This window comes from Prescottella subtropica, assembly GCF_005434945.1.
GTDB classification, from domain to species: Bacteria; Actinomycetota; Actinomycetes; order Mycobacteriales; family Mycobacteriaceae; genus Prescottella; species Prescottella subtropica.
In genome coordinates this window covers 41,592-67,211 of record NZ_SKCH01000016.1, presented here as the reverse complement: position 1 = coordinate 67,211, position 25,620 = coordinate 41,592, and the positions used below count along the sequence as shown (strand labels likewise).

The 25,620-nt window shown below is 67.3% G+C and carries 22 protein-coding genes and 1 tRNA gene; 16 read left to right on the top strand and 7 right to left on the bottom strand.

Annotated elements, in window-relative coordinates; genetic code table 11:
• The first annotated feature begins 328 nt into the window (after positions 1-328).
• Positions 329-2,188, top strand: a complete 1,860-nt coding sequence (locus E0497_RS14570) for an alkyl/aryl-sulfatase (RefSeq protein WP_241665893.1) — start codon at positions 329-331, stop codon at positions 2,186-2,188.
• Here the strand turns inward: E0497_RS14570 and E0497_RS14565 are convergent.
• Complete coding sequence (locus E0497_RS14565) at positions 2,178-2,975, bottom strand: low temperature requirement protein A (protein ID WP_241665892.1); 798 nt, start codon at positions 2,973-2,975, stop codon at positions 2,178-2,180. The two genes, E0497_RS14570 and E0497_RS14565, sit on opposite strands and share 11 nt — an antisense overlap.
• Positions 2,976-3,119: 144 nt before the next feature.
• Here E0497_RS14565 and E0497_RS14560 point away from each other — a divergent pair, with 144 nt between their 5' ends.
• The 4 genes from E0497_RS14560 (at position 3,120) to E0497_RS14545 (ending at position 8,162) form a co-directional block, all read left to right on the top strand.
• Positions 3,120-4,385, top strand: a complete 1,266-nt coding sequence (locus E0497_RS14560; RefSeq protein ID WP_137725508.1) for an aspartate kinase — start codon at positions 3,120-3,122, stop codon at positions 4,383-4,385.
• 6 nt (positions 4,386-4,391) lie between these two features.
• A complete protein-coding gene (locus tag E0497_RS14555; protein ID WP_137725507.1) occupies positions 4,392-5,423 on the top strand; it encodes an aspartate-semialdehyde dehydrogenase in 1,032 nt (343 codons plus the stop codon).
• Positions 5,424-5,621: 198 nt separating this feature from the next.
• On the top strand, positions 5,622-7,418 hold the full coding sequence (locus E0497_RS14550) for a BCCT family transporter (RefSeq protein WP_170312981.1): 1,797 nt from the start codon (positions 5,622-5,624) through the stop codon (positions 7,416-7,418).
• 45 nt (positions 7,419-7,463) lie between these two features.
• Complete coding sequence (locus E0497_RS14545) at positions 7,464-8,162, top strand: hypothetical protein (RefSeq protein ID WP_137725505.1); 699 nt, start codon at positions 7,464-7,466, stop codon at positions 8,160-8,162.
• Between the two features lie 126 nt (positions 8,163-8,288).
• Here the strand turns inward: E0497_RS14545 and E0497_RS20435 are convergent, their stop codons facing one another.
• Positions 8,289-8,813 (bottom strand): hypothetical protein, encoded by a 525-nt coding sequence (locus E0497_RS20435; RefSeq protein WP_161987420.1) that lies wholly within the window; start codon positions 8,811-8,813, stop codon positions 8,289-8,291.
• A 264-nt stretch (positions 8,814-9,077) separates the two neighbouring features.
• Here E0497_RS20435 and E0497_RS14535 point away from each other — a divergent pair, with 264 nt between their 5' ends.
• Together E0497_RS14535 and E0497_RS14530 are read left to right on the top strand one after the other, a co-directional pair.
• On the top strand, positions 9,078-10,586 hold the full coding sequence (locus E0497_RS14535) for an acyl-CoA carboxylase subunit beta (RefSeq protein ID WP_137725504.1): 1,509 nt from the start codon (positions 9,078-9,080) through the stop codon (positions 10,584-10,586).
• A gap of 41 nt (positions 10,587-10,627) precedes the next feature.
• Positions 10,628-10,990: a RidA family protein gene (locus tag E0497_RS14530; RefSeq protein ID WP_137725503.1), complete on the top strand. Its 363-nt coding sequence runs from the start codon at positions 10,628-10,630 to the stop codon at positions 10,988-10,990.
• A gap of 83 nt (positions 10,991-11,073) precedes the next feature.
• On the opposite strand, the gene E0497_RS20855 is transcribed toward E0497_RS14530, so the two are convergent.
• Together E0497_RS20855 and E0497_RS20850 are read right to left on the bottom strand one after the other, a co-directional pair.
• Positions 11,074-11,535, bottom strand: a complete 462-nt coding sequence (locus tag E0497_RS20855) for a hypothetical protein (RefSeq protein WP_241665891.1) — start codon at positions 11,533-11,535, stop codon at positions 11,074-11,076.
• Positions 11,536-11,547: 12 nt separating this feature from the next.
• On the bottom strand, positions 11,548-11,997 hold the full coding sequence (locus tag E0497_RS20850) for a hypothetical protein (RefSeq protein WP_241665890.1): 450 nt from the start codon (positions 11,995-11,997) through the stop codon (positions 11,548-11,550).
• A 187-nt stretch (positions 11,998-12,184) separates the two neighbouring features.
• Here E0497_RS20850 and E0497_RS14520 point away from each other — a divergent pair, with 187 nt between their 5' ends.
• The 4 genes from E0497_RS14520 to E0497_RS14505 all read left to right on the top strand — a co-directional run bounded on the left by E0497_RS14520 (position 12,185) and on the right by E0497_RS14505 (position 17,148).
• On the top strand, positions 12,185-13,987 hold the full coding sequence (locus E0497_RS14520; protein WP_137725502.1) for a multicopper oxidase family protein: 1,803 nt from the start codon (positions 12,185-12,187) through the stop codon (positions 13,985-13,987).
• A gap of 48 nt (positions 13,988-14,035) precedes the next feature.
• Positions 14,036-14,539: a Fur family transcriptional regulator gene (locus E0497_RS14515; protein WP_137725501.1), complete on the top strand. Its 504-nt coding sequence runs from the start codon at positions 14,036-14,038 to the stop codon at positions 14,537-14,539.
• Positions 14,540-14,558: 19 nt separating this feature from the next.
• Positions 14,559-16,025 (top strand): catalase, encoded by a 1,467-nt coding sequence (locus tag E0497_RS14510; RefSeq protein WP_137725500.1) that lies wholly within the window; start codon positions 14,559-14,561, stop codon positions 16,023-16,025.
• A gap of 310 nt (positions 16,026-16,335) precedes the next feature.
• Complete coding sequence (locus E0497_RS14505; protein WP_137725499.1) at positions 16,336-17,148, top strand: metal-dependent hydrolase; 813 nt, start codon at positions 16,336-16,338, stop codon at positions 17,146-17,148.
• Positions 17,149-17,383: 235 nt separating this feature from the next.
• Here E0497_RS14505 and E0497_RS14500 read toward each other — a convergent pair.
• Both E0497_RS14500 and E0497_RS14495 read right to left on the bottom strand, forming a co-directional pair.
• Positions 17,384-17,460 (bottom strand) — tRNA-Pro (locus tag E0497_RS14500).
• A 55-nt stretch (positions 17,461-17,515) separates the two neighbouring features.
• Positions 17,516-18,496: a metallophosphoesterase gene (locus E0497_RS14495; protein WP_137725498.1), complete on the bottom strand. Its 981-nt coding sequence runs from the start codon at positions 18,494-18,496 to the stop codon at positions 17,516-17,518.
• Positions 18,497-18,560: 64 nt separating this feature from the next.
• Between E0497_RS14495 and E0497_RS14490 the strand changes: the two genes are divergently transcribed.
• Positions 18,561-19,037 carry a GatB/YqeY domain-containing protein gene (locus E0497_RS14490; RefSeq protein ID WP_137725497.1) on the top strand — a complete coding sequence of 159 codons (477 nt, stop codon included), beginning with the start codon at positions 18,561-18,563 and terminating at the stop codon, positions 19,035-19,037.
• Here E0497_RS14490 and E0497_RS14485 read toward each other — a convergent pair.
• Positions 19,034-19,687 (bottom strand): hypothetical protein, encoded by a 654-nt coding sequence (locus tag E0497_RS14485; RefSeq protein ID WP_137725496.1) that lies wholly within the window; start codon positions 19,685-19,687, stop codon positions 19,034-19,036. The two genes, E0497_RS14490 and E0497_RS14485, sit on opposite strands and share 4 nt — an antisense overlap.
• A 138-nt stretch (positions 19,688-19,825) precedes the next feature.
• Here E0497_RS14485 and E0497_RS14480 point away from each other — a divergent pair, with 138 nt between their 5' ends.
• From E0497_RS14480 to gad, 4 genes are read left to right on the top strand one after another with little or no spacing between them, the layout of a single operon-like run.
• Positions 19,826-21,121: a metal-dependent hydrolase family protein gene (locus E0497_RS14480; RefSeq protein WP_137725495.1), complete on the top strand. Its 1,296-nt coding sequence runs from the start codon at positions 19,826-19,828 to the stop codon at positions 21,119-21,121.
• Between the two features lie 53 nt (positions 21,122-21,174).
• Positions 21,175-21,855: a hypothetical protein gene (locus E0497_RS14475; protein ID WP_241665889.1), complete on the top strand. Its 681-nt coding sequence runs from the start codon at positions 21,175-21,177 to the stop codon at positions 21,853-21,855.
• 3 nt (positions 21,856-21,858) lie between these two features.
• The gene (locus E0497_RS14470) at positions 21,859-23,838 is read left to right on the top strand and encodes a YhgE/Pip family protein (RefSeq protein ID WP_137725494.1); all 1,980 of its coding nucleotides are present in this window, start codon (positions 21,859-21,861) and stop codon (positions 23,836-23,838) included.
• A gap of 48 nt (positions 23,839-23,886) precedes the next feature.
• Positions 23,887-25,269: a glutamate decarboxylase gene (gad, locus tag E0497_RS14465; RefSeq protein WP_137725493.1), complete on the top strand. Its 1,383-nt coding sequence runs from the start codon at positions 23,887-23,889 to the stop codon at positions 25,267-25,269.
• Positions 25,270-25,620: the final 351 nt, after the last annotated feature.

The following is a 25,620-nucleotide window of genomic DNA, read 5'->3' as shown; positions in this document are numbered from 1 at the left end:
TCGATCGAGTGCGTCCGACAACCGCCTTCTCGATACGCCGCGGCCGTGACGTAGTTCTGGAATGTATTCGCATACGCTATTTTTCGGACTACTGATGGTCTCCACCCGACATGTCTCCCCGTGCCGCGAGCTCTCACGCCCGGTCCCGGCTGGGCGAACCGTCTTGTCGTGCCGGAAGCGTAACGCGGACAGTCTGTTCGTTCACCCGCTTCGGATGATTCCCGAACGGTGCAGGCTTGGGAGTCTCGACGGTGACACCGGAAACGCAGGAGCAAGCGAGGGGACGTCGATGACCGGTCGGGACGAGAGTGTGACAAGCACACGAAGCATGAGTGAGACTGCCACGCAAGAGTTGCCGTTCTCGGACGTACAGGATTTCGAGGACGCGCAGCGAGGTTTCGTGGGCGCGCTGGATCCGGCGGTGGTGACGAACGACTCGGGTGACGTGGTGTGGGATTCGGGGTCGTTCGGATTCCTCGACGGCGAGTGCCCGGCGACGGTGCATCCGAGCCTGTGGCGGCAGTCGAAGCTGTGCACGATGCAGGGCCTGTTCGAGGTGTGCGACGGCATCTACCAGGTTCGTGGCCTCGACCTGTCGAACATGACCCTCGTCGAAGGCGATACCGGTGTGATCGTCGTCGATCCGCTGATCTCGGCGGAGACGGCGGCGGCCGGACTGGCTCTGTACCGCGCGCATCGCGGTGACCGGCCGGTGACCGGGGTGATCTATTCGCACTGCCACATCGACCATTTCGGTGGTGTGAAGGGGGTGACCACGCAGGAGGATGTGGATGCGGGCCGGTGCCCGGTGGTGGCGCCGGCCGGATTCGTCGAGCACGCGGTGGCCGAGAACGTGTACGCCGGGACGGCGATGGGCCGACGCGCCGCCTACATGTACGGGGCGGCGCTGCCCCGCGGCCCGCTCGGGGCGGTGGGTGCGGGACTCGGCCCGACGACGTCGACGGGCACCCCGACCCTGATCGCGCCGACGGTGGACGTCGACCACACCGGGCAGACGGAGACGATCGACGGTGTGCGGGTGGAGTTCCAGATGACGCCGGGTACGGAGGCGCCGTCCGAGATGAACTTCTACTTCCCGGACCGGCGGGCGCTGTGCATGGCGGAGAATGCGACGCACACCCTGCACAATCTGCTGACCCTGCGCGGCGCGCCGGTACGGGATCCGCACGTGTGGTCGACGTATCTGACCGAGTCGATAGGCCGGTACGCGGGCCGCTCGGACGTGCTGTTCGCGTCGCACCACTGGCCGACGTGGGGGACCGAACGGTTGACCGAGTTCCTGTCGGTGCAGCGCGATCTGTACGGATATCTGCACGATCAGACTCTGCGTCGGATCAACCAGGGCGCCACCGGGATCGAGATCGCGGAGGAGATCACGCTGCCGCCGGCGATCGCGAACGCGTGGCACACCCACGGCTACTACGGCTCGGTCAGCCACAACGTCAAGGCGATCTACCAGCGGTACATGGGCTGGTTCGACGGCAATCCGGCCCGGCTGTGGGAGCACCCGCCGGTCGAGTCGGCGCGCCGGCACGTGGAGTTCATGGGTGGCGCCGACGAGGTGCTGGCGAAGGCGCGGACGTCGTTTGCGGACGGTGATTTACGTTGGACGGCACAGGTATTGAACTACGTGATCTTCGCGGATCCGGGCAATGCAGAAGCGAAGGCTCTGCAGGCGGACACGCTCGAACAACTCGGGTTCGGATGCGAGAACGGGACGTGGCGCAACTTCTTCCTCATGGGCGCCTACGAACTGCGGCACGGCCCGATCGGCACCCCGACGGTGACCGCGTCCCCGGACATTGCGGGGGCGCTCAGTGTCGAGCAGTTGTTCGACGCGGTCGCGTTGCGGGTGGACGGTCCGCGGGCGTGGGACGCGGACATCACGATCGACTGGCGGGTAGACGATCTCGTGCATCGCACCCGGCTGCGGAACGGGTTGCTGGTGCACTTCGACCTGGATGACACCACAGGACAACCCTCGCCTCCGGATGCGGTGTTCACGCTGTCGAGCCCGGATCTGCACCGGATCCTGCTGGGCGGTGCCGACATGGCCGCCCTGATCACCGACGGCAGCGTCACGGTGGCAGGAGACGCTGCCGGACTGGGTGAGCTCGTCTCGTATCTGGACGGACCCGACCCGGACTTCGCGATCGTCACCCCCTGACCGGGAGGTGCCGCACCCGCCGTTGCTCGGCGTGCGCCGTCGTCTCGTAGCCGACGAGCGCCAGCAGTACGACGGCCAGCACCCCGAGCGCGGCGAGTGCCGGAGCGTGCCACACGACGGGAATCAGCGCGAGCAGCGCGACGACGGTGACGACGCGGGCGAGCCGGAACGCGCCGACACCGATCTGCTCGAACACGACCAGTGCGGCCAGGTACAGCGCGGCACCACCGACCAGCGTGCCCAGATAGTCGCCGGCCAGCGCCAGACCCCACATGACGACCTGCCACACCCCGGTCAGTTGCGACGCGATCAACAGGAACACCGTTCCCGCCAGCATCGACGGCACGAACCGCCACACCTGACCACGCAACTGCGGATCCTCCCGGCTGATCACCAGGAACATCAGAATGTGCAGCGCGCGCACCACGAAGTAGGCGAGCGCGAACACCATCGGGCCGTCCAGGCCGCCGGGCAGATCGTCGAACGCCTCCGGGATCGTCAGGGCGATCACGAACACCGCCGACATCGCGGCGAGCATCGTGACGCGCACGACACCCTCGTCGGCGCGCACCACATTGCCCAGCCACGAGTAACAGACCCACGCCCACCACAGCACCGCCAGCACGAGGATGCCGTGCAGAAGGTTGATCACTGTGGGATCGTCGGCCATGAGGTCGTCCGCCATCGTGACGGCGAAGACGAACACCAGATCGAAGAACAGTTCGATCGTCGAGACCGAGGCGCGTTCCTCGGTAGCGCGAGGCGTCGGACGTCGTGTGAGATCCACGACGCCGATGCTGCCACCCGGACCCCGGGATCGGGGACTCCCACTGGGTGAGGTGGCCCTGCACTGCCGGGATACACCTCGGTAAGCTCGATCACTGGACTGCATCAACACTGCATCAACCCAACTAGCCGGAGGTACACACGCGTGGCTCTCGTCGTCCAGAAGTACGGGGGGTCCTCGGTCTCGAGCGCCGAGCGCATCCGACGTGTCGCTGAACGGATCGTCGAGACGAAGAAGGCGGGCAATGACGTCGTCGTGGTCGTCTCGGCGATGGGCGACACCACCGACGAACTGCTCGACCTCGCCCAGCAGGTGTGCCCGGTGCCGCCGGCCCGCGAGATGGACATGCTGCTCACCTCGGGTGAACGCATCTCCAATGCACTCGTCGCGATGGCGATCCATTCGCTCGGTGCGCAGGCCCGCTCGTTCACCGGCTCGCAGGCCGGTGTCATCACGACCGGCAGCCACGGCAACGCCAAGATCATCGACGTCACCCCGGGCCGTGTCCGCGCCGCCCTCGACGAGGGCTCGATCGTGCTGGTCGCCGGCTTCCAGGGCGTCAGCCAGGACAGCAAGGACGTCACCACCCTCGGCCGCGGCGGCTCCGACACCACCGCCGTCGCCCTCGCCGCCGCGCTGAACGCCGACGTGTGCGAGATCTACACCGACGTCGACGGCATCTACTCCGCCGACCCGCGCATCGTGCCCGACGCCCAGCGCCTAGACACCGTCTCCTTCGAGGAGATGCTCGAGATGGCCGCGTGCGGCGCCAAGGTACTCATGCTGCGCTGCGTCGAATACGCCCGCCGCTACAACGTGCCCGTGCACGTCCGCTCGTCATACACGACCAAGCCCGGCACGATCGTGTCCGGATCGATGGAGGACATTCCCGTGGAAGAAGCCCTGATCACCGGCGTCGCGCACGACCGCGGCGAAGCCAAGGTCACCGTCGTCGGCATGCCCGACACGCCGGGCCACGCCGCCAAGCTCTTCCGTGCCGTCGCCGACGCCGAGATCAACATCGACATGGTGCTGCAGAACATCTCCAAGGTCGAGACCGGCAAGACCGACATCACGTTCACGCTGCCCAAGGCCGACGGCCCGCGCGCCGTCGAGAAGCTGACGGCCCTGCAGTCGGAGATCGGCTTCACGCAGATCCTGTTCGACGACCTCATCGGCAAGGTGTCGCTCGTCGGCGCCGGCATGAAGAGCCACCCGGGCGTCACCGCGAAGTTCTGCGAGGCCCTCGCCGACGCCGACGTCAACATCGACCTCATCTCCACGTCGGAGATCCGCATCTCGGTGCTGGTCAAGGACACGGACCTGGACGACGCCGTGCGCGCGATCCACGCAGCATTCGAACTCGGCGGCGAGGAAGAAGCCGTCGTCCACGCAGGAACGGGACGGTAACCAGTTATGACCACCATTGCTGTCGTCGGTGCCACCGGTCAGGTCGGCATCGTCATGCGCACCCTGCTCGAGCAGCGCAATTTCCCGGCCGACAAGGTCCGGTTCTTCGCATCGGCGCGTTCGGCGGGCAAGACGCTGCCGTTCCGCGGTGAAGACATCGTCGTCGAGGATGCGTCGGCGACGTCCGACGAGGATCTGAAGGGCATCGACATCGCCCTGTTCTCCGCCGGTGCCACCCTGTCGCGTGCCCAGGCCCCCCGCTTCGCGGCGGCCGGCGCGATCGTCGTCGACAACTCGTCGGCGTGGCGCAAGGACCCCGAGGTTCCCCTCGTCGTCAGCGAGGTCAACCCGGAGGCGACCAAGAACCCGCCCAAGGGCATCATCGCCAACCCGAACTGCACCACGATGGCCGCGATGCCGGTCCTCAAGGTGCTGCACGACGAGGCAGGCCTGCAGCGTCTGATCGTCTCCAGCTACCAGGCCGTCTCCGGCAGCGGCATCGCCGGTGTCGAGGAACTCGTCGGCCAGGTGCGGGCCGTCGCCGACGACGCCGAGAAGCTGGTCCACTCCGGTGCGGCCGCCGACTTCCCGGCCCCGACCAAGTACGTCGCCCCCATCGCGTTCAACGTGGTGCCGCTCGCCGGTGACCTCGTCGACGACGGCAGCGGCGAGACCGACGAGGACCAGAAGCTCCGCAACGAGAGCCGCAAGATCCTCGGCCTGCCCGACCTGCTCGTGTCCGGCACGTGCGTGCGCGTCCCGGTCGTCACCGGCCACTCGCTCGCCATCAACGCCGAGTTCGCGCGGCCGCTGTCGGTGGAGCGCGCCAAGGAACTGCTCGCCGCCGCCCCCGGCGTCGAACTCGTCGACGTGCCGAACCCGCTCGCCGCCGCCGGTGGTGACGTATCCCTCGTCGGCCGTATCCGTCAGGATCCGGGTGCCCCCGAGGGCCGCGGTCTCGCACTGTTCGTCTCGGGTGACAACCTGCGAAAGGGCGCTGCACTCAACACGATTCAGATCGCGGAGCTGCTCGTCTAGTTTTCGGCTCGACCGTGTGCGCGGTCACCGGCCTACGAGCCCGGTGACCGCGCACACGGCGTTTCCGGGGTCGTTTCCTCGCGCCGTCACGGCGTTCCCCAGCGGACCCCGATGTTCTGTGTTTGTCTGGATTGCGGACTTCATCGCGGGTACTCCGCGGTGCAGACGCAATACAGAGGCAACTCGAAGGGGACGATTGTGACGGCGATACGAACCGCATGGCGGGGATTACGGAAGCCGGTGTTCGTCCCGGCGTCCCTGATCATCCTCGCGATGATCGTGTTCGCGGTGGTCTACTCGGGCACCGCGAGCGACGCCTTCACCCGGCTCAACACCGTCATCACCGACGGTGTCGGCTGGTGGTACATCCTGGCGGCCACCGGGTTCGTGGTGTTCGCGCTGTACTGCGGCATCTCCCGCATCGGCAACATCCGACTCGGTGACGACGACGAGAAACCCGAATTCGGGCTGCTGTCGTGGTTCGCGATGCTGTTCAGTGCCGGCATGGGCATCGGTCTCGTCTTCTACGGTGTCGCCGAACCGCTGTCGCACTACGTGAATCCTCCTCAGGCAGGCCGGGTTCCGGGCTCCACCGATGCCGCCGCCAACCAGGCGATGGAACTGACCCTGTTCCACTGGGGTCTGCACGCGTGGGCCATCTACGTCGTCGTCGGACTCGGCCTCGCCTACATGACGTACCGCAAGGGCCGGCCGCTGTCGATCCGCTGGCTCCTCGAACCGCTGCTGGGACGCAAGCGCGTCGAAGGCCCCCTCGGTCACGCCGTCGACGTCATCGCGATCGTCGGCACCCTGTTCGGTGTCGCCACCTCCCTCGGCTTCGGCGTCCAGCAGATCTCGGCCGGACTCGAATACCTCGGCTGGGTGGAGACGAACAACTGGTTCACGATCGCACTCATCGCCGTCGTCACCGGCCTCGCCACGTTCTCGGTGGTCAGCGGCGTCACCAAGGGGCTGCGCTGGCTGTCGAACATCAACATGGGGCTCGCGATCGGCCTGGCGCTGTTCGTGCTGATCCTCGGCCCGACCCTGTTCCTCATGCAGTCGTGGGTGCAGAACCTCGGCGGCTACATCCAGGCCCTGCCGAAGATGATGCTGCGCACCTCCCCGTTCTCCGACGACGGCTGGGCCGGCGCCTGGACCATCTTCTACTGGGGATGGTGGATGAGCTGGGCGCCGTTCGTCGGCATGTTCATCGCCCGCATCTCCCGCGGCCGCACAATCCGCGAATTCGTGTTCGGAGTGCTGCTCGCCCCCACCATCATCGGGTCGCTGTGGTTCACGATCTTCGGCAACTCCGGAATCCTGCGGCAGCGGAGCGACGGCGACATGCTCGTCGACGGCGCCGTCGACACCAACACCACCCTGTTCCATCTGCTCGACGGACTCCCGTGGGCGACGATCACCAGTGTGCTCGCGATCGCCGTCGTCGTGTTCTTCTTCGTCACCTCCGCCGACTCCGGTTCCCTCGTCATCGACATCCTGTCGTTCGGCGGCAACCTCGAGACCCCGAAGATCACCCGCATGTACTGGTCGATCCTCGAGGGTGTCGCCGCAGCCGTGCTGCTCCTCGTCGGCGGCGCCGGATCGCTCACCGCACTGCAGACGGCGTCGATCGCCACCGCCGTCCCGTTCTCGATCGTCCTGGTGCTCGCCTGCATTTCGATGCTCAAGGCGTTCCGCTACGAACTGGCCACCACACCGCGGTACCTGAAACTGTCGACCCACGCCCAACCCGACGGCGACCAGGGAAGCGGCCCCGAGTTCGGTGGCCCCCTGCCCCTGCGGGTACCCGGGGTGTCCGCGACCCTGTCCGGGCTGCCCCCGGTCACCCACGGCCGCGTGACCGTCGACGGTGAACAACACATCGTCGTCGCGGTACAGGAACTGCCGTCCCACGCCGTCGAAATCGACCCCGGAACCGGCCAGCTACAGCATGCGGAGGGGGAACCGGTGCGCAATCCGGTACCGGAGTGAACTGCATTTATTGCCGGATATAGTCGCACATGCGACCATATCTTCATGGGTGAGATGTCGGTGTCCGACGCGGCCGCCGAATTGAAGGTGTCGCGGCGTCAGGTCGCTCGTCTCGCGCGAGCGGGCGATCTTGCGATTGTGCGTGAGATCGGTGGGGCATTCTTGCTGGACGCGGCATCGGTGTATCGGCTGGGGCAGATGAGCCGGCAGCGGGGCCGGCCGTGGAACGAGTCGGTGGCGTGGGCGGCATTGAGTCGATTGTCGGGAAACTCGGCGGATTGGCTCCCCGCGGCACAATCGACCAGGCTTGTACATCGACTGCGGCGTTCGTCCGCTCATGACATTGCCTTCCTCGCGCGTCGCCGGGCGGTGACGCACCGAATGCGGGGGTGGGGTGCCGGTACTCGAACCCTGCTCGCCGAGCGTCTTGCCGTCACCGGGAGGAGTGCTGTCGAATACGGCGGTCTTGCAACGAGGTTCGATCTGGGATCGGGAATCGTCGGCGCCGGTGTCGACGGCTATGCGCTCGATTCGGACTATGGTGCCCTCGTCGACGAGTGCGGGCTGATTCCCGATGCGAGCGAGGGCGATGTCGTGATCCGTGTCGTGACCTCGCCGGTGGCGTTCGCTGACGGAATTACCCCGCTCGCTGCCGTGGCCCTCGACTTGATGGAATCCCTCGACACCCGCGAACGCAGCGCAGGCGTTCGAGTTCTCGAGGAGCTTCTTGATGACATCCGATAGTCGTCCGAAATGGATGGTCACGGCACCGGCAGGCGGCTGGGCGTCACCGTGGCCACAGGTAGCTGAGCTCGCAACGTGGATCCCGTCGGAGCAATGGACTCTGGTGGGAGGTTTGATGGTCCAACTTCACGCGGTGCGCGCGGGACTGGCTCCGTCACGGTCGACGTCGACATGGTGTTGCATGTCGAGACCGGTGCCGCGACGTTCGGTGGAGTGCGGGATCAACTCGAGCAACTCGGCTACGAATTGTGCCTGCCGATCGGAAAAGGTCCTGTGCATCGGTTCGTCCGCGGTGACGACCAGGTCGACGTCATGGTGGCAGACCACCTGGCCCCCAGTCGTCGGCCGCACGTCGTGGGCAGAGAGGTATTCGCGGTTCCGGCAGGGACTTCGGCTCTGAGGAAAACTGTCGATTGCATGGTGGATGTCGGTGACCGTTCGATCCGGTTGAGCGTTCCGGATGTTCTCGGTGCACTCGTTCTGAAGGGTGCTGCATTCAAGGAAGATCCACGCGATCGAGAACGGCATCTCGACGATGCAGTTGTACTCGCGTGCGCGATCGAGGATCCGGTGGCCGACCGTGCCAGGATGGTCGGCAGTGATCGTGGACGTGTGCGTGTTCTGGTGGACGCGTTGCAGGATCCCGATCATCGGTCGTGGCTCGGTATCCCAGTGGAACATCGACGACGAGCCCATGCCGCGCTGGCGTTATTGGCGCAAGATCCGCGGCCCGTCAGCGGTGCGGTGACCGGCCTGGGGCGTCCCGGCCGAGGAGTATGACGTTCGGCTGTCAGGTGACAGGTCGGCCTTGATTCCACTGAGCGGTGAGTGTTGTTGCCGGAAAGCAGATTTCTTCGTACCCTCACCTCGCCGGTGCTCGTCGTGACCCGGATCACTACTGTTCGGGGGGTAAGGGTGAACGTCGAGAACCGGGCCGACTGGGAGCAACTGCTCGCCGACCTGACCGAGCGGAAGGCTGCGGCCCGTGCGATGGGCGGACCCGAGAAGCTGACCCGCTACCGGGCGTCCGGGCGACTCGATGCCCGCGGCCGCATCGACGCCCTGCTCGACGCCGACTCGTTCACCGAACTCGGCCCGCTCACCGGGGATCCGGCCGTCCCGGCGGACGCGTTCGTCGCGGGGACCGGCACGATCGACGGGCGTCCGGTCACCGTCGGCGCCGAGGACTTCACCGTCGCCGGCGGCTCGATCGGCACCGCCGCCGCATCCAAACGAACCCGTGCCGCCGAACTCGCGCTGCGCAACCGGACCCCGCTGATCATGATGCTCGAGGGTGCCGGACACCGCGCCACCAATGCGCTGGAACGGAACCGCCCCGCCCCCAACGATCTTCAGGCCATCGCAGACCTGTCCGGACTCGTCCCCACCGTCGCGATCGTCACCGGGCCGTCCGCCGGACACGGCGCACTGGCCGCGCCGCTGTCGGACTTCGTGGTCATGGTCGACGGCCACGGCGCACTGTTCACCGCCGGACCGCCGCTCGTCGCCGCATCCACCGGGGAACAGGTCGACAAACAGACGCTCGGTGGGCCGCAGGTCGCGATCGACATGTCCGGCGTCGCCCACAATATCGTCGAATCCGATACCGCGGCACTGGCACTGGTGCGCCGCTACCTGTCGTATCTGCCGGGCAGTGCGTGGCAGCGGCCGCCGTGGAGCGATACCGGGGACGTCGGTGCGCGCACCCTGCCGGAACTTCTCGACCTGATCCCGGTGAACCAGCGGCGCGCCTACGACATGCGGGCGATGGTGGACGCGGTCGCCGACGCCGGGACCGTCACCGAGATCCAACCCACCTACGGGCGGTCGATCGTCACCGCACTCGTCCGCATCGGCGGGCATGCGGTCGCGGTCGTCGCGAATCAGCCGACGGTCGCCGCCGGTGCGATCACCGTCGACGCGGCCGACAAGGCGGCGGCGTTCCTGCAGATGGCCGGCGCCTTCCACCTGCCGGTGCTGTTCCTCGCCGACAATCCCGGTGTCATGGCCGGAACCGCCGCCGAGAAGGCCGGCATCCTCAAAGCCGGGGCCCGCATGTTCGCGGCGCAGCACCGGTTGCGCGGACCGAAATTTCATGTGACGGTGCGCAAGGCGTTCGGATTCGGCAGTTCGGTGATGGGCATGAACCCGTACGACGACCAGACCATGACCCTCGCGTTCCCGGCCGTCACCCTCGGCGGTATTCCCGCCGACGTCGGTGGCCGCACCGCGAAGGAGGACGACGCCACCCGCCGCGCCCTCGTCGACAACGAGGCGTCCGGACCGTGGGGGCTCGCCCGGACCCTCGTCTACGACGACGTGATCGATCCGCGTGAACTGCGGAACATCCTGCTGCGCGGCCTCGCCGGGAGCGTGCGGGACACCCCGGTCGCACCCGTCGCACAGTACGGGTACCTGCGCTGACTTTTCGACACGAAACATCCGGTGAGAGTGAGGAAGTAGATATGGCAAGCCAGTGGGAGATCGAGTACGGCTACTCGGATGCGGTGCGCAGCGGTGATCTGCTGTTCTGCTCCGGACAGGTCGGTCTCGAAGCGGACGGCAGTGTCCCGTCCGATCCGACGCGGCAGTACGAGCTGGCGTTCGCGACGATCGGGGCGCTGCTCGAGGCGAACGGCGTCGGACCGCAGGACCTCGTGGACCTCACCAGCTTCCACGTCGACTACCCGAACCACATGGCCGAGTTCATGGCGGTGAAGGCGAAATTCCAGGAGGATGCACGACCGGCATGGACCGCGATCGGTGCTGCCGCCCTGGGGAAGCCGGGCATTCTGGTGGAGATCAAGGCGACGGCCCGCATCGCGTAGCGGTCGGAGGCTGCGGCCCCGGACACACACTTTCTGTTCCGGACAGTTGTGTACGAATCCTCGAGTTTTGTACAAAACTGCGTTCAGCATGGATCTGTGTGTGCCGGAGCCGCTGCCGACACGTCGTCGACCGGGTCCACCGGGCCGCGGAGAAGGCGCCCGATCGGACCCTCGTCGAGGGCGAACGCCTTCGTGAACACCGCGGCGCCGACGACGATCCCGTACGCCACGAACATCCAGCCGAGCGCGGTGAACACGAGTCCGAGTGCGCCGAACTTGGTTTCGGACGCCTCCACCGCGATCGGCAGGAAGACGTTGCCGGCCAGTCGCAGTACGGCGAGCCCGGCAGCGGTGGTCAGGCCCATCGCCCACAGCACCCGCGCCGACAGACGCTGCTCGGTGAGCAGATGCGGGATCAACGCCCACAGCGCCACCCACACCGCGAACTGGGCGCCCATCGTCAGCCAGACACCGAGATAGGGGACACCGCCGAGAGTGCGGGCCGCACCGATCAGCGCCGCCGCCGACCCCATCGACAGCAGCACCGCGATCCACCGCTACCAACTGGTGAACCGGAGCGTCGGCACCTTCCAGATCCGCCCGTACATGCGCCCGAGAGCACGCGCGAACGACGTTCCGCCGATGAGGACCATCAGTGTGCCGACGATGCCGAACGCGGCGAACGACGGATCGTCGAGCCCGACAGCGTCCACACCGACACCGACACCGACACCGTCGACGTCGATCCCGAACTGGTCGAAGAACCCCCGGGTGACGGCATCGTGATTACCGAGGCTGGACGCCACGATCGCCACCGGCAACACCGACGTGAACGACTGGGCCGCCAACGTCATCGACCGGTCCGCCCACTCGGCGTCCGCGAACCCGGACAGCACACGCTGTGCAGTCCGTCCCGCCGGAGTGCTGCGCAACCAACCCTGCGCAGACTCCGAACGAGCAACCAAGGCCTCCCGCGCCAACGCGACAGTGAACTTCGACGAACGCACAGTGGTTCCGAACCTTTCGGCACGACAAGACGATGCGCCCAGCGTAGGCGACCGATTCGCCCGTCCTATCCGGAAAGACGCGTGTCACGGGGGCGAGTCACCGCAAACCGCTGGCCGGGTTGCCATTCCGGCGTACCGTCGGGCGGGCGTGCTCCGGTAGGGCGACCACAGGGGAGTGTGACGGCACATGGGCAGGGGTATCTCTCGACGCACCTTCACCCGCGGACTCGCGTACACCGTCGCCGCGGTCGGACTCGGCACCGGAGTCGCCCGAGGCCAAGACCTCGGGGACCTCGGCGACCTAGGAAACATCGACCCGTCCCGGCCACTGCTGTACGCGTCCCCGCACCTCGAACCGTTCGTCGACGACCTACCCCGACTCCCGCACCTCACCGGCACCAGTATCGAACTGCAGGCCGGCAGCACCACCCACCGCTTCCACCGCGACCTCGCCCCGTCACCCGCCCTCTCCTACGGCGGCGTCGACTACCTCGGGCCCACGATCGAAGCGCACCGCGACGACCCGCTCACCGTCACCTACCGCAACGACATCACCGTCCACCCCCTCGCCGCCGACTTCGACACCACCCTCCACGGCGTCACCGACCGGGACCGCACCGCCGTCCCCACCTCCATGCACCTGCACGGCGCCGTCACCCCACCCGAACACGACGGCCACCCCATGTATCTGCAACGCCCCGGACAGGGCCACGTCCACCACTTCCCGAACGGGCACGAGGCCACCGGACTCTGGTACCACGACCACGCCATGGGCATCACCCGTCTCAACGTGTACGCCGGCCTCGCCGGCATGTGCCTGCTCCGCGACGACTTCGACACCGGCACACCGCAGAACGCGTGGGGACTACCGTCCGGCGAGTTCGAGATCCCCCTCGTCATGCAGGAAAAACTGTTCACCGCCGACGGACACCAGAGCTACCGCGTCTCCCCGCTGCTCCCACCCGGCCGCTGGGACCCCGCCACCCCCGGCGACGTCGGCGTCGTCAACGGCACGGTGTGGCCGAAACTCGACGTGGCCCGCGGCATGTACCGGCTGCGGATCCTCAACGCGGCGTCGTTCAGCATCTGGAATCTGTTCTTCGGCAACCGAATGCGTTTCTGGATCATCGGCGCCGACGGTGGCATGCTGCCCGCGCCACTCCCGTCCACCCAGGTGCGTCTCGCCCCCGGCGAACGTGTCGACCTCCTCGTCGACTTCGGTGGACTCGAACCCGGCACGACGGTGGAGTTGTGCAACGACGAACCACCCCCGCTCGGGGTCGCACAACGCGGCGTCCGCGCGATGCCGCTGTTCTGCCGCTTCCGCGTCGCCGCCGGGCCGGGACGCCCGACCGCCGTACCGGAAACCCTGCGCGGCGGACCCGGGCAGCCCGCCGACCTCGAACCCGTCCCCACCCCGCAGGCGCGGCGCACCGTCACCGTCCTGCAACTGCCCGACCCCGCCACCGGCGGTGTCCTCATGTCCCTGAACAATCTGCGGTTCGGCGACCCGGACATCGAGATGCCCCGCCAGGGCACCGTCGAGCAGTGGGACATCGTCAACGTCTCCCCGGAACCGCACCCGATCCACCTGCACCTGGTCAACTTCCGGGTGCTCGGACGCCAGCGCATCGACGTCGACCGGTATGTCCGGGACCATCCGCAGCCGGCCGTCGGCACCCGGTGGGCGCCCCCCGTCGACGACTATCTGACCTCGCCGCTGCTCCCGCCGCAGCCGTGGGAGACCGGACGCAAGGACACCGTCGTCGCCGACATCGGCAGTGTCACCCGGATCGTCGCCGTGTTCCCGACCTCCGACGACCTCGGCTTCGACCCCGACGCCACCTTCGGGGCGCCGGCGGGGGAGTCCGATCATGCCGGCCACGAGATGCCGGCAGCGGGCCCTCTGCAGGGCTACGTGTGGCACTGCCACATGCTCGATCACGAGGACCACGACATGATGCTCGGATTCCGCACCGTCGCAAACTAGACCCAATCGTTATCTTGACTCATTCCAGAAAAGGGGCATACTGGGTTCATGCCCCGAGGAGATCACGACTTCGACGCCCGCACTCGGTTGCGCGCCGCCGGCCTGCGGGTCACGGCACCCCGCATCGCGGTTCTGGACGTGGTTGCCGCGCATCCGCATTCGGGTGTCGACGCGATCACGGCGGAGGTGCGACGCCGGCTCGGGTCGGTGTCCACCCAGGCGGTCTACGACGTGCTCGGGGCGTGCGTCCGCGCGGGACTGCTGCGCCGCATCGAGCCCGCGGGGTCCCCGGCGCGGTACGAGGCCCGCACCGGGGACAACCATCACCATCTGGTGTGCCGCGCATGCGGCACGGTCGTCGACGTCGACTGCGTCGTCGGCCGCGCACCCTGCCTGGAGTCCTCGAACGATCACGGTTTCGAGATCGACGAGGCCGAGGTCGTGTTCTGGGGTCTGTGTCCCGACTGTCGCAACGATTCGGTGACAACCGGGGCGCACACCGTTACCAGCTCACACAATCAAGACGATCCGAAGAGCACCACAGCCCACTAGTGCCAGGAGGCTTCTCGCCATGACGTCCGGACAGTCACGCCCGACCACGAACAACTTCGGTATTCCCGTTGCGAGCGACGACGAATCGCTCACCGCGGGCACGCAGGGTCCCATCCTTCTGCACGACCACTACCTCATCGAGAAGCTTGCACACTTCAACCGGGAGCGGGTGCCGGAGCGGGTCGTGCACGCCAAGGGCGGCGGCGCGTTCGGTGAACTCGTCGTCACCGGCGACGTCAGCAAGTACACCAAGGCGACGTTCCTGCAGCCGGGCAAGAAGACCGAGTCGCTGGTGCGGTTCTCGACCGTCGCCGGCGAGCAGGGCAGCCCCGACACGTGGCGGGATCCGCGCGGGTTCGCGATGAAGTTCTACACCGAGGACGGCAACTACGACCTCGTCGGCAACAACACGCCGATCTTCTTCATCAAGGACCCCATCAAGTTCCCCGACTTCATCCACTCGCAGAAGCGGCTGCCGGGGTCGGGCCTGCGCGACCACAACATGCAATGGGACTTCTGGACGCTGCGCCCGGAGACCGCGCACCAGGTGACGTGGCTGATGGGCGACCGCGGCATCCCGAAGACGTGGCGGCACATGGACGGGTTCGGCTCGCACACCTACCAGTGGGTGAACGCGGCCGGGGAACGCTTCTGGGTCAAGTACCACTTCAAGACCGACCAGGGCATCGAGTACCTCACCGCCGCCGAGGCCGACACGCTCGCCGGCACCGACCCGGACTACCACCGCGCCGACCTGTACAACGCGATCGAGCGCGGCGAGTTCCCGAGTTGGACGCTCAAGGTGCAGATCATGCCGGTCGCCGAGGCGGAGGGCTACCGCTTCAACCCGTTCGACCTGACGAAGGTGTGGTCGCAGAAGGACTACCCGCTCATCGAGGTCGGCAAGTGGACGCTCGACCGGAACCCGGAGAACTTCCACGCGCAGATCGAACAGGCCGCATTCGAGCCGTCGAACCTGGTGCCCGGCATCGGCTTCAGCCCCGACAAGATGCTGCTCGGCCGTGTCTTCTCGTACGCCGACGCCCACCGCTACCGGATCGGCGCCAACTACGCGGAGCTACCGGTGAACACCCCGAAGAACCCCGTCAACTCCTACTCCAAGGAGGGGCCGATGCGGTACACGTTCAACTCGGCGGACACCCCGGTGTACGCGCCGAACTCGTTCGGCGGACCGCACGCGGACCCGTCCGCGGCCGGCGACGAGGGCCTGTGGGGTATCGACGGTGAGGCGGTGCGTGCCGGCTACATCGAGCACGCCGAGGACGGCGACTTCGTCCAGGCCGGCACCCTCGTCCGGGACGTCCTCGACGACGGGGAACGCGCCCGACTCGTGTCCAACGCCGTCGGACACATCCTCGGCGGCGTACGGGAGCCGATCCTGTCCCGCGTCTTCGAGTACTGGAAGAACGTGGACACCGACCTCGGCAAGAAGATCGAGGAAGGCGTGCGCGCCGGACTGAAGTGATCGACCGGTGAGGAAGGACCCGCTGCCGGAGCGTTCTCGGTGGCGGGTCCTTCGACTCTCACTCGCCGGTCAGGGGAGCATGCTCCACCAGTAGACGAGTGTCGCCGCCACCCACAGCAACACAGTGCTCATGGCCACCTCCCGTGCGTTCGATCGGACTCGGAGAACTTCCCTCCATCATGCCTTTCGAGTACCGGATGCGGAACGGCGGTCGGCCTGTCGGTGGCCGTTGCTAGCGTCTGATCCGAGGGGCCCGAGGCTCGGGCCCCTCGATTGTTGATGCTCGGTGCTCGAAAGGTGCGGTCCCCTCATGGTGATGGGTGCAACCCATGCAATGTCCGGTGCCGCGGTCGGCCTCGCCGTCGCGGACCTGCTACCCACGGACTGGGGTGGACCCACGTCGACGGCCGAGACGTTCGCATTCGCGGGGGTGTGCGCGGGGGCGGCGCTGCTACCGGACCTCGACACCACCCAGTCCACCGTCGCCCGCTCGTTCGGCCCGATCTCGAGAACCCTCGCCGCCGGCATGGACTCGCTGTCGCTCGGTGTGTACCGGGTGACGAAGGGCCGCAAGGACCCGAACCGCCGCGGCGGGCACCGCACGTTCACCCACACCGCACTGTTCGCGGCCGGACTCGGCGCGGGCGTGTCGGCGCTCGTCGGGCAGTTCGGTCGGCCCGCCCTGATCGTCACCCTGTTCTTCACGCTCGGCCTGGCGCTGCGCGGCCTGTTCGGGCACTGGGCGCGGGACAAGGGATGGCTCGTCGTCACTGCGGCCGCCGCGTTCCTGTCGATCCTCACCTGGCAATGGTTTCCCGACGAGGTCGGCTCCACCGGGCTCGGGGTGGCGGTGGCCCTCGGCTGCGCCGTGCACTGCCTCGGAGACATGATCACCAAGGAGGGGGTGCCGTTCCTGGCGCCGTTCGTGCCGTTCGGGGGACGCCGCTGGTGGGAGTTGCGGTTGCCGTCGTTCCTGGCGATCCGGGCCGGTGGCGGCTTCGAACGCGCCTTCCTCGGCCCGGCGCTCACCCTGGTGACCGTCGCGCTCGCGGTGTGGTCGATCGACGGGGCCCCCGAGGCGATCACCGATGCGCTGCGGAACTCGGTGCAGATGACGGAGTAGCGGACCGGCGGTTCGGTCGCCTCTCGGCGAAAGGCGCAACGCAGCTCCAGCCGAACGGAACCCTGCGAAGGCGATGATATTGAGCCCGGGGGACACGAACCGCCGATCCGGCCTGTTCAACCACGCCCGCGGCGCGGTTATTCCTACTTTCCTCCGGGCCTGATCTCGTGTGGGGGTCCGCACAACGAAGAAGACCCCGTCCGAAGGAATCGGACGGGGTCTTTCTGTTCTTCACTGGTCGGGGTGGCGGGATTCGAACCCACGACCTCTTCGTCCCGAACGAAGCGCGCTACCAAGCTGCGCCACACCCCGGTGTTGAACCTCGATCAGCCTACATGACCGATTGGCCCGGGGTTAAATCGGCTGGTCACCGCCCCAAAACAGCGTTTTTCTCGGCTGCCGTGACGCGGTCGACGGCGGTGTTCTCGCGGGGTGCGGGCACCAGCGTCAGCAGTGTCGCCTCGGGGCGGCAGCAGAACCGGGCCGGCGCGTACGGGGACGTGCCGACGCCCGCCGACACGTGCAGGCGCATGTGCGCACCCCACTGCGACGGACCCTTCACCCGCGACCGGTCCAGCTGGCAGTTCGTCACCAGCGCGCCGTAGAACGGCAGGCACAACTGGCCGCCGTGCGTGTGCCCGGCCAGGACCAGGTCGTAGCCGTCGTCGGCGAACCGGTCGAGGACCCGCGGCTCGGGGGAGTGCGTGATGCCCAGCTTGAGCTGCGCCAGCGGGTTCGGTGGGCCGGCGATGGTGTCGTAGCGGTCGCGCTTCAGGTGGGGGTCGTCGACGCCGGCCGCCGCGATCCGCACCCCGCCGACCTCGAGTTCGCGATGCACGTGGGTGGCGTCGAGCCAGCCGCGTTCGGTGAACGCGGCCCGCAGGTCCGCCCACGGCAGCGGCGCACCGAGCACCCGGCGGTGCTCCTTCACGAAGTACTTGAACGGGTTCTTCGGTTTGGGTGCGAAGTAGTCGTTGCTGCCGAACACGAACAGTCCCGGGCGTGCCAGCAGGCCGCCCATCGACTGCACCACCGCGGGCACCGATTTCACGTGCGACAGGTTGTCGCCGGTGTTGACCACCAGATCCGGTTCGAGCCGGTCGAGTTCGCGCAGCCAGTTCTGCTTGAGCCGCTGGTTCGGCATCATGTGCAGGTCGCTGATGTGCAGGACGCGCAGGGTCGCCGAACCCGGCTCGAGCACCGGCAGCGTCGCCTCCCGGAGCACGAACGCGTTCCGTTCGATCAGCGAGGCGTAGCCGACGCCCAACGCGGCGGCCCCGGCGGTGGCGAGTGCGACCCGGCTCAGGGCGCTGCGATTCGGGGTTCGGGCAGACAGATCAGACACCATTTCAGAATACGGGTGTACGCAATGAAGATGCAGGACACCGCGCTGGGCGCGTAGCGTTCGGCGCATGGCCGACACCGTCCCCGCCCTCGAGTCCACGCTCCGCGCCGACCTCACCACCGCGATGAAGCAGAAGGATCAACTGCGGCTGTCCACGCTGCGCATGATCCTCTCCGCGGTCCAGAAGGAGGAGACCTCCGGCAAGGAGTCCCGCAAGCTCACCGACGACGAAATCCTCAAGGTGCTCGCGAAGGAATCGAAGAAGCGCGGTGAGGCCGCCGAGATCTACACCCAGGCCGGACGCGGTGAACTCGCCGCCAACGAGCGGGCCGAGGCGCAGGTCATCGACGCCTACCTGCCCACCCCGATCACCGATGCCGAACTCGCCGACATCGCCGACACCGCGATCGCGCAGGCCGCCGAGGAACTCGGGGAACGCCCCGGCATGCGGCAGATGGGGCAGGTCATGAAGATCGCCACCGACCTCGCCGCCGGCAAGGCCGACGGATCGCGGATCTCCAAGGCGGTCAAGGACCGTCTCTAGGCTGCCGACGCCGGCGCCGGTGTCCTCGCCGGCGTCGGCGCCACGTTCTTGCCGACGAACAGGATCGATGCGAGCAGGAAGCACACGGCGCCGGCGAACGTCCCCAGGTTGGCAACGTTCGGATCGAGGCTGGCCCCGTCCTGCAGGACGAACGCGCCCGCCGCGGACACGCCGAACGCGATCGACCCGAGCATGTTGAGCCAGACGCTCCGCCACTCCTTCGACCGCGGCTCCCAGTAGCTGCCGGTCCGCCACAGCACCATCACCGCGAGCACGCTCGAGACGAGGAACCCCACCGACCCCTCGGCGTTGGGGTTCCAGACCAGATGCATCTCGCCGCGCACCGTGTGCGCGTGCAGAGCCGCACCGGTGCTGATGTTGAACAGGATCGTGCCGAACAACTGGACCGCCGCCGCCAGCCAGACGGCGCGGATCGCGGTGCCGCCGCCGTCGGTCGTGGTCGCCGGTCCGCTCAGGACCAACTGGGCGAATGCGGCCGCGGTGAAGAACCACGAGCCGACGAAGAACGCGGTGTTCGCGCCCGCCACCCCCAGCAGCGTCGCCAGGCCCGGGGCGGACCCTAGCGCGAAGAGCGCCGCACCGAATACGAAACCCCAGGACTGCATGCGCAGAGTCGGGTGAATCAACATGTGCGGCAGTGTAAGTCGAAGCCGGTGCGTTCAGGGGCGTTTTGCTCGGGTAGCGAACGGATGAAACAGGGGATGAGGTTCGGTAACGTCCCGCTTGTTCGAAGTGCACGGACCCGGCTGCGGTGTTAGCGTCCCGGCATGACAGCCGTATCGGAAACTGGAAATCGCTTGCTGCTGCGCAACGTTCGGGTGTTCGACGGGAAATCGGGGACACTCGTCGACGGGGACGTGCTCATCGACGGAACCCGCATCGCCGCGGTGTCCGATTCGCCTGTCGGGGACGATCCGGCGCGGGAGACCACTGTCATCGACGGTGGTGGGCGCGTCCTCATGCCCGGGATGAGCGACGCGCACGTCCACCTCGTCGGAAATGCCAACTCCGCCCTCGACATGGTGATGGGCACCGAGGTCCACATCGCCCTCAACGGCCTCGCCGAAGCGAAGAACATGCTGCACCGCGGCTTCACTGCGGTCCGGGACATGGCCGGCGACACCGGCAGCATCAAATCGGTGATCGACCGCGGCCTGTTCGAGGGCCCGCGCATCTATCCGTCCCAGGCGGCGATCTCGCAGACCGGTGGGCACGGAGACTTCGGTTTCGTCTACGAGTGCCCCACCATCCTCGGCGGTGATCAGAGCCGCGCCGAGCAGATCGGCTTCATGCGCGTCGCCGACGGTCCCGACCGGGTCCTCGCCGCGGTCCGCGAGCAACTCAAGAAGGGTGCCTCGCAGATCAAGCTCATGGTCGGTGGCGGCGCCGCCTCCATGTACGACCCGCTGTACACCGTGCAGTTCGTCGACGACGAACTCCGCGCCGCGGTCCATGCGGCCACCGACTACGGCACGTACGTCGCCACCCACGTCTACAACGTCACCGGGATCCGCCGGGCCATCGCGGCCGGCGTCAAATCGATCGAACACGGGCACCTCGCCGACGAGGAGACCGTGGCGCTCATGGCGGAGAAGGACGTGTGGCTGTCGATGCAGCCGTTCGCGCTCGGCGACCACCACTATCCGGACCCGGACCGGGCCGGCAAGGACCGCGAAATCTGTTCCGGCACCGACAAGATCTACGAGTGGGCCAAGAAGTACGGTGTCAAGACGGCGTGGGGCACCGACCTGCTCCTCGAACCGCAGCTCGCGCCGCGGCAGAGCGAGATGGCGGCCCGGCTCGGCGACCACTACAGCAACCTCGACGCGCTGCGGATGCTCACCTCCGGCAACGCCGAACTGTTCCGCATGGCCGGCGAACGAGATCCGTACCGGCAGGCCGAATTCGGCGTTGTCGCCGCCGGCGCCTGGGCCGATGTCCTCCTGGTCGACGGTAACCCGCTCGACGACATCGGCTTGCTCGCCGATCCGGCGAAGAACCTCGCGGTCATCGTCAAGAACGGGCAGGTCGTCAAGAACTCGCTCGGGGGGCCGGCTTGGTAGAGACATATGTCGGAGACGAACAGTCGCCACCACGGGAGATCACCGGAACCCTGGTGTCCGCGAGGGGGATCGAACTCCGCGGTCCGTGGGGTCACGTGTTCGGCCCGCTCGACATCGATATCGACGCCGGTGGTGTCACCGTCCTGGTGGCCCAGGCCGGAGCGGCCCGCACCGCACTGCTCATGGCGCTGTGCGGGCGGATGCGGATCGACCGTGGATCGATCACGGCCCTCGGTTTCCGCGACAAACCGCACAAGGTGTTCACCCGGTCGGCGATCGCCTGTTTCAAGGAACTCGACGAGGTGAGTCCGTCGGTGACGGTGCAGGATCTGGTCACCGAGCAACTCCGGTGGACCTCGCCCTGGTACAGGTTCGTGCCGCGGGTCTCCGAGCAGGGAGTGGCCGACATGTGCGGGGAGGTGTTCGGGGACATCCCACTGCCGGCACTCCACGCGTTCGTCGACGACCTGCCCGAACTTCAGCAGATGCTGCTGCGGATCGCCGTCGCGAACACCCGCCGGCCCCCGCTGCTCGTGGTGGGCCGGGTCGATCGGATCGCCGACGACACAGAACGTTTCGAAGTTCTCGAGCGTCTCGTCGCGCTCGGTGAACGCCAGTCGATCATCACGGCGGATGTCAATCCGCTTCCGCCCGACTGCGGAGTCGGCGGCGTGGTCGACATGCGCGGTCTGATCGGCGCCGGTGACATCGGCGTCATGACCGAGGGGAGGTGACAGATGCTTGCCGGAATGTCGCTGGGAAGTGACTCGAAGCGGTACTTCCGCGGCACCATGCCGCGGATCGCGATCGCCACCATCATCCTCATGCCGCTCCTGTACGGGGCAATGTATCTGTGGGCCTTCTGGAATCCGTTCGGCGCGGTCGACAAGATTCCCGCCGCCATCGTCAACAACGACACCGGACGCACCGCCACCGGACAGCAGGTCGACGCCGGTGACCAGGTGGTCAAGTCACTGATCGCGTCCGGACAGTTGGACCTGGCCGAGGTATCCGAGGCCGACGCGACCGCGGGCCTGTCGACCGGCAAGTACTACTACACGATCACGATCCCCGAGAACTTCACCGAGGCCGTCGAATCCCCGAACGGCGACAACCCGGAGAAGGCCGACCTGATCTTCACGTTCAACGACGCCAACAACTACCTCGCCACGATCATCGGCCAGGACGCGTCGGAGCAGGTCATCGGCCAGGTCAACTCCACGATCGGTGCGCAGGGCGTCGGGACCGTGCTCACCGGTCTGCAGAGCGCCGGCTCGGGCCTGAAGCAGGCCGCCGACGGTGCCGGGCAGCTCGCGTCGGGTATCGATACCGCCAAGGGTGGCTCCGATCAACTCGCCTCGGGCGCAACGGAACTCTCGACGAACATGGTCACCGCACGGGACGGCTCCGCTCAACTCGCGGCCGGCGCGTCACAGCTGGCCACCGCCATCGACGGCGTCACCGGTCCACTGCTGACCGCGCTCGACAGCGGCACCGTCGCGCAGGTCGGTGCCCAGGTGACCCAGTTGCGGCAGTCGATCGAGGCGCTCGACGCCAGACTCCCGCAGCCGTCGCAGCTCCCGGCCGGTGTGCAGACAGCTGTCGATCTGCTGACCGGGATCCCCGATCCCACGGTGCAGCAGGCGGTGTCCGCGCTGACGGCACTGGCACCCCCGCAACTGCAGGCCGACACGGCGGCGCTGCGCGCCGAGATCCAGCGGCTCGCCGGCGACGCCCGCGCGCTCGAATACCAGGTCGTCGACCCGTCGAGTCCGCTGCAACGTGGCCTGGCCATGCTGCAGGGCGGACAGATCACCGGCGACGTCCAGCAGTTGCGCAACGGCGTGAACGAACTGAACACCGGTGCCGCAACCCTGCATTCGGGTCTGATCCAGCTGACCGACGGCAGCGCCGCGCTCACCGCGGGCGCCAACCAGCTCTCGTCCGGCATGGTGGAGTTGCAGACCGGATCGCATCAGCTCGCGGACGCCCTGACGCAGGGCGCCGGCCAGGTTCCCGACTGGAGCGACGAACAGCGCACCGCGACCGCCGACACCCTGTCCACGCCGGTGGCGCTGCAACAGAACACCACCAACGAGGCGTCCACGTTCGGTACCGGATTCGCCCCGTTCTTCTTGTCGCTCGCCCTCTTCGTCGGCGGCATCATCACCTGGATGTTGTTGACCCCGTTGTTGTCCCGACCCACCGTCGGTGGTGTGGGGCTGTACCGGACGGTGCTGGCGTCGTACTGGCCGGCGCTGCTGGTCGGGGTGCTGCAGGTGATCGTCATGTACACCGTGGTGCACTTCGGGGTGGGGCTCGAGGCCCGGCACGTCACCGGCACTGTCCTGTTCCTGATGTTGGTGTCCGCGACGTACCTGGCGATGATCCAGGCGTTCAACGCGATGTTCGGGGTGGCCGTCGGACGCGTGGTCACGCTCGCGTTCCTCATGCTGCAACTCGTCTCGGCCGGCGGCATCTACCCGGTGCCGACCACCGCGACACCGTTCCAGTACATCCATCCGTTCGATCCGATGACCTACACCGTCAACGGGTTGCGTCAGCTCACCGTCGGCGAGCAGGTCGACTCCCGACTGTGGATCGCCATCGCCGTCCTCGTCGGCATCCTGCTGGTGTCGCTCACCGCGAGCGCACTGTCCGTCCGGCGGAACCGCCGCTACACGATGGAACGGCTGTACCCGCCGATCGAGGTCTGACCCGATCGGTCCGCTGCTCGTCTGTTCGTCCAACCGGAGGAGAAGAAGATGCCCGACAACCTTGCCGCTCCCGCCGAGACCCTGGCGCCCGCCTACACCGGTCGCCTCGGAACCGATCCGATTCCGGCGTTGCGGATGCCCAAGTCGGAGACCGACCCGGAAGCCGCCTACCGCTTCATCCACGACGAACTCATGCTCGACGGCAGTTCCCGCCTCAACCTGGCGACGTTCGTGACCACGTGGATGGATCCGCAGGCCGACCGGCTCATGGCGGAGACGTTCGACAAGAACATGATCGACAAGGACGAGTACCCGGCCACCGCCGAGATCGAGACCCGTTGCGTCAACATGGTGGCCGACCTCTTCCACGCCGAGAACCTCTCCGCGACCGACCCGTCGTCGGCGACCGGTGTGACCACGGTCGGCTCGTCGGAGGCCGTGATGCTCGCCGGTCTGGCCCTCAAGTGGCGGTGGCGGCAGGCGCGTGAGGCCGCCGGCAAGGACACGGCTCGACCCAATCTCATCCTCGGCAGCAACGTGCAGGTCGTGTGGGAGAAGTTCTGCCGCTACTTCGACGTCGAACCGAAGTACCTGCCGATGGAGAAGGGCCGCTACGTCATCACCCCCGATCAGGTGCGGGACACGTTGGACGAGAACACCATCGGTGTCGTTGCGATCCTCGGTACCACGTTCACCGGGGAGCTCGAACCGGTCGCCGAGATCGCGGCGATGCTCGACGAGGTGGCCGCGGCCGGCGGGCCGGACGTGCCGATGCACGTCGATGCGGCGTCCGGCGGATTCGTCGTCCCGTTCCTGCATCCGGAACTGCAGTGGGACTTCCGGATTCCACGGGTCGTGTCCATCAACGTCAGCGGCCACAAGTACGGCATGACGTACCCGGGCATCGGATTCGTCGTGTGGCGGTCGAAGGAACACCTCCCCGAGGACCTGGTGTTCCGGGTGAACTACCTCGGCGGCGACATGCCGACGTTCACGCTGAACTTCTCGCGGTCCGGCAACCAGGTGGTGGGGCAGTACTACAACTTCGTCCGCCTCGGTGTCGCCGGCTACACCGCGATCATGGAATCGCTCCGCGACACCGCGCTGATGCTGTCGGCGGAGATCGCCAGGATCGACGACATGCACGTCATCACCGACGGATCCGCCATCCCGGTCCTGTCGTTCGAGGTCGTCGGCGATCCCGGCTACACGGTCTTCGACATCTCGCACGAATTGCGGGCCCGCGGCTGGCAGGTACCCGCCTACACGATGCCGGCCGACGCCGAAGACGTCGCGGTCCTCCGAATCGTGCTGCGCGAGGGCTTCTCCCGTGACCTCGCTTATCGGCTGGCGGTCGCGATCGGGGAGGTTGTCGCCGCACTGCGGGAAGGCCGCGGCGTCGGACACTCGGCGCAGGCCTTCGCACACTGACACGTCGCCCGGGCCGGCGACAGACCTCCCGGCCCGGGCATCATGTTTCGTCCCCGACACGCCACCGCTTCCGGAGGCGTCGATCCGATTTGCACCGTACGATGCGAAAAAGGTCGGCTCTCAGGGGCGGTGGTGTGTGGTAGCAGGATACGAAGTATCGGCAGTGGTGCAGTCGAGTGTGGGCGGCACGGACCGCATGCGGGGCCTCTGCGTCGCGCTCGACACGGAACTCGCGCGGCGTCCTGCCGTGAGAATGCTGGTGTGTGCGCCGGTGGCCACCGGCAAGACTGTGCTCCTCGAGGCGTGGCGGGAGCATCGCCGTGCGCGGGCCGCGCCGACCGCATGGCTGAC

What these genes read in the sequence shown, in the direction of transcription:
- E0497_RS14490 (WP_137725497.1), top strand. Translation starts at nt 18,561, where the DNA reads ATGGCCGACACCGTCCCCGCCCTCGAGTCCACGCTCCGCGCCGACCTC.
- E0497_RS14520 (WP_137725502.1), top strand. Translation starts at nt 12,185, where the DNA reads ATGGGCAGGGGTATCTCTCGACGCACCTTCACCCGCGGACTCGCGTAC.
- E0497_RS14515 (WP_137725501.1), top strand. Translation starts at nt 14,036, where the DNA reads ATGCCCCGAGGAGATCACGACTTCGACGCCCGCACTCGGTTGCGCGCC.
- E0497_RS20435 (WP_161987420.1), bottom strand. Translation starts at nt 8,813, where the DNA reads ATGATCGGGATCCTGCAACGCGTCCACCAGAACACGCACACGTCCACG.
- E0497_RS14570 (WP_241665893.1), top strand. Translation starts at nt 329, where the DNA reads ATGAGTGAGACTGCCACGCAAGAGTTGCCGTTCTCGGACGTACAGGAT.
- E0497_RS14545 (WP_137725505.1), top strand. Translation starts at nt 7,464, where the DNA reads ATGGGTGAGATGTCGGTGTCCGACGCGGCCGCCGAATTGAAGGTGTCG.
- E0497_RS14470 (WP_137725494.1), top strand. Translation starts at nt 21,859, where the DNA reads ATGCTTGCCGGAATGTCGCTGGGAAGTGACTCGAAGCGGTACTTCCGC.
- E0497_RS14530 (WP_137725503.1), top strand. Translation starts at nt 10,628, where the DNA reads ATGGCAAGCCAGTGGGAGATCGAGTACGGCTACTCGGATGCGGTGCGC.
- E0497_RS14485 (WP_137725496.1), bottom strand. Translation starts at nt 19,687, where the DNA reads ATGTTGATTCACCCGACTCTGCGCATGCAGTCCTGGGGTTTCGTATTC.
- E0497_RS14505 (WP_137725499.1), top strand. Translation starts at nt 16,336, where the DNA reads ATGGTGATGGGTGCAACCCATGCAATGTCCGGTGCCGCGGTCGGCCTC.
- E0497_RS14510 (WP_137725500.1), top strand. Translation starts at nt 14,559, where the DNA reads ATGACGTCCGGACAGTCACGCCCGACCACGAACAACTTCGGTATTCCC.
- E0497_RS14480 (WP_137725495.1), top strand. Translation starts at nt 19,826, where the DNA reads ATGACAGCCGTATCGGAAACTGGAAATCGCTTGCTGCTGCGCAACGTT.
- E0497_RS14555 (WP_137725507.1), top strand. Translation starts at nt 4,392, where the DNA reads ATGACCACCATTGCTGTCGTCGGTGCCACCGGTCAGGTCGGCATCGTC.
- E0497_RS14495 (WP_137725498.1), bottom strand. Translation starts at nt 18,496, where the DNA reads ATGGTGTCTGATCTGTCTGCCCGAACCCCGAATCGCAGCGCCCTGAGC.
- gad (WP_137725493.1), top strand. Translation starts at nt 23,887, where the DNA reads ATGCCCGACAACCTTGCCGCTCCCGCCGAGACCCTGGCGCCCGCCTAC.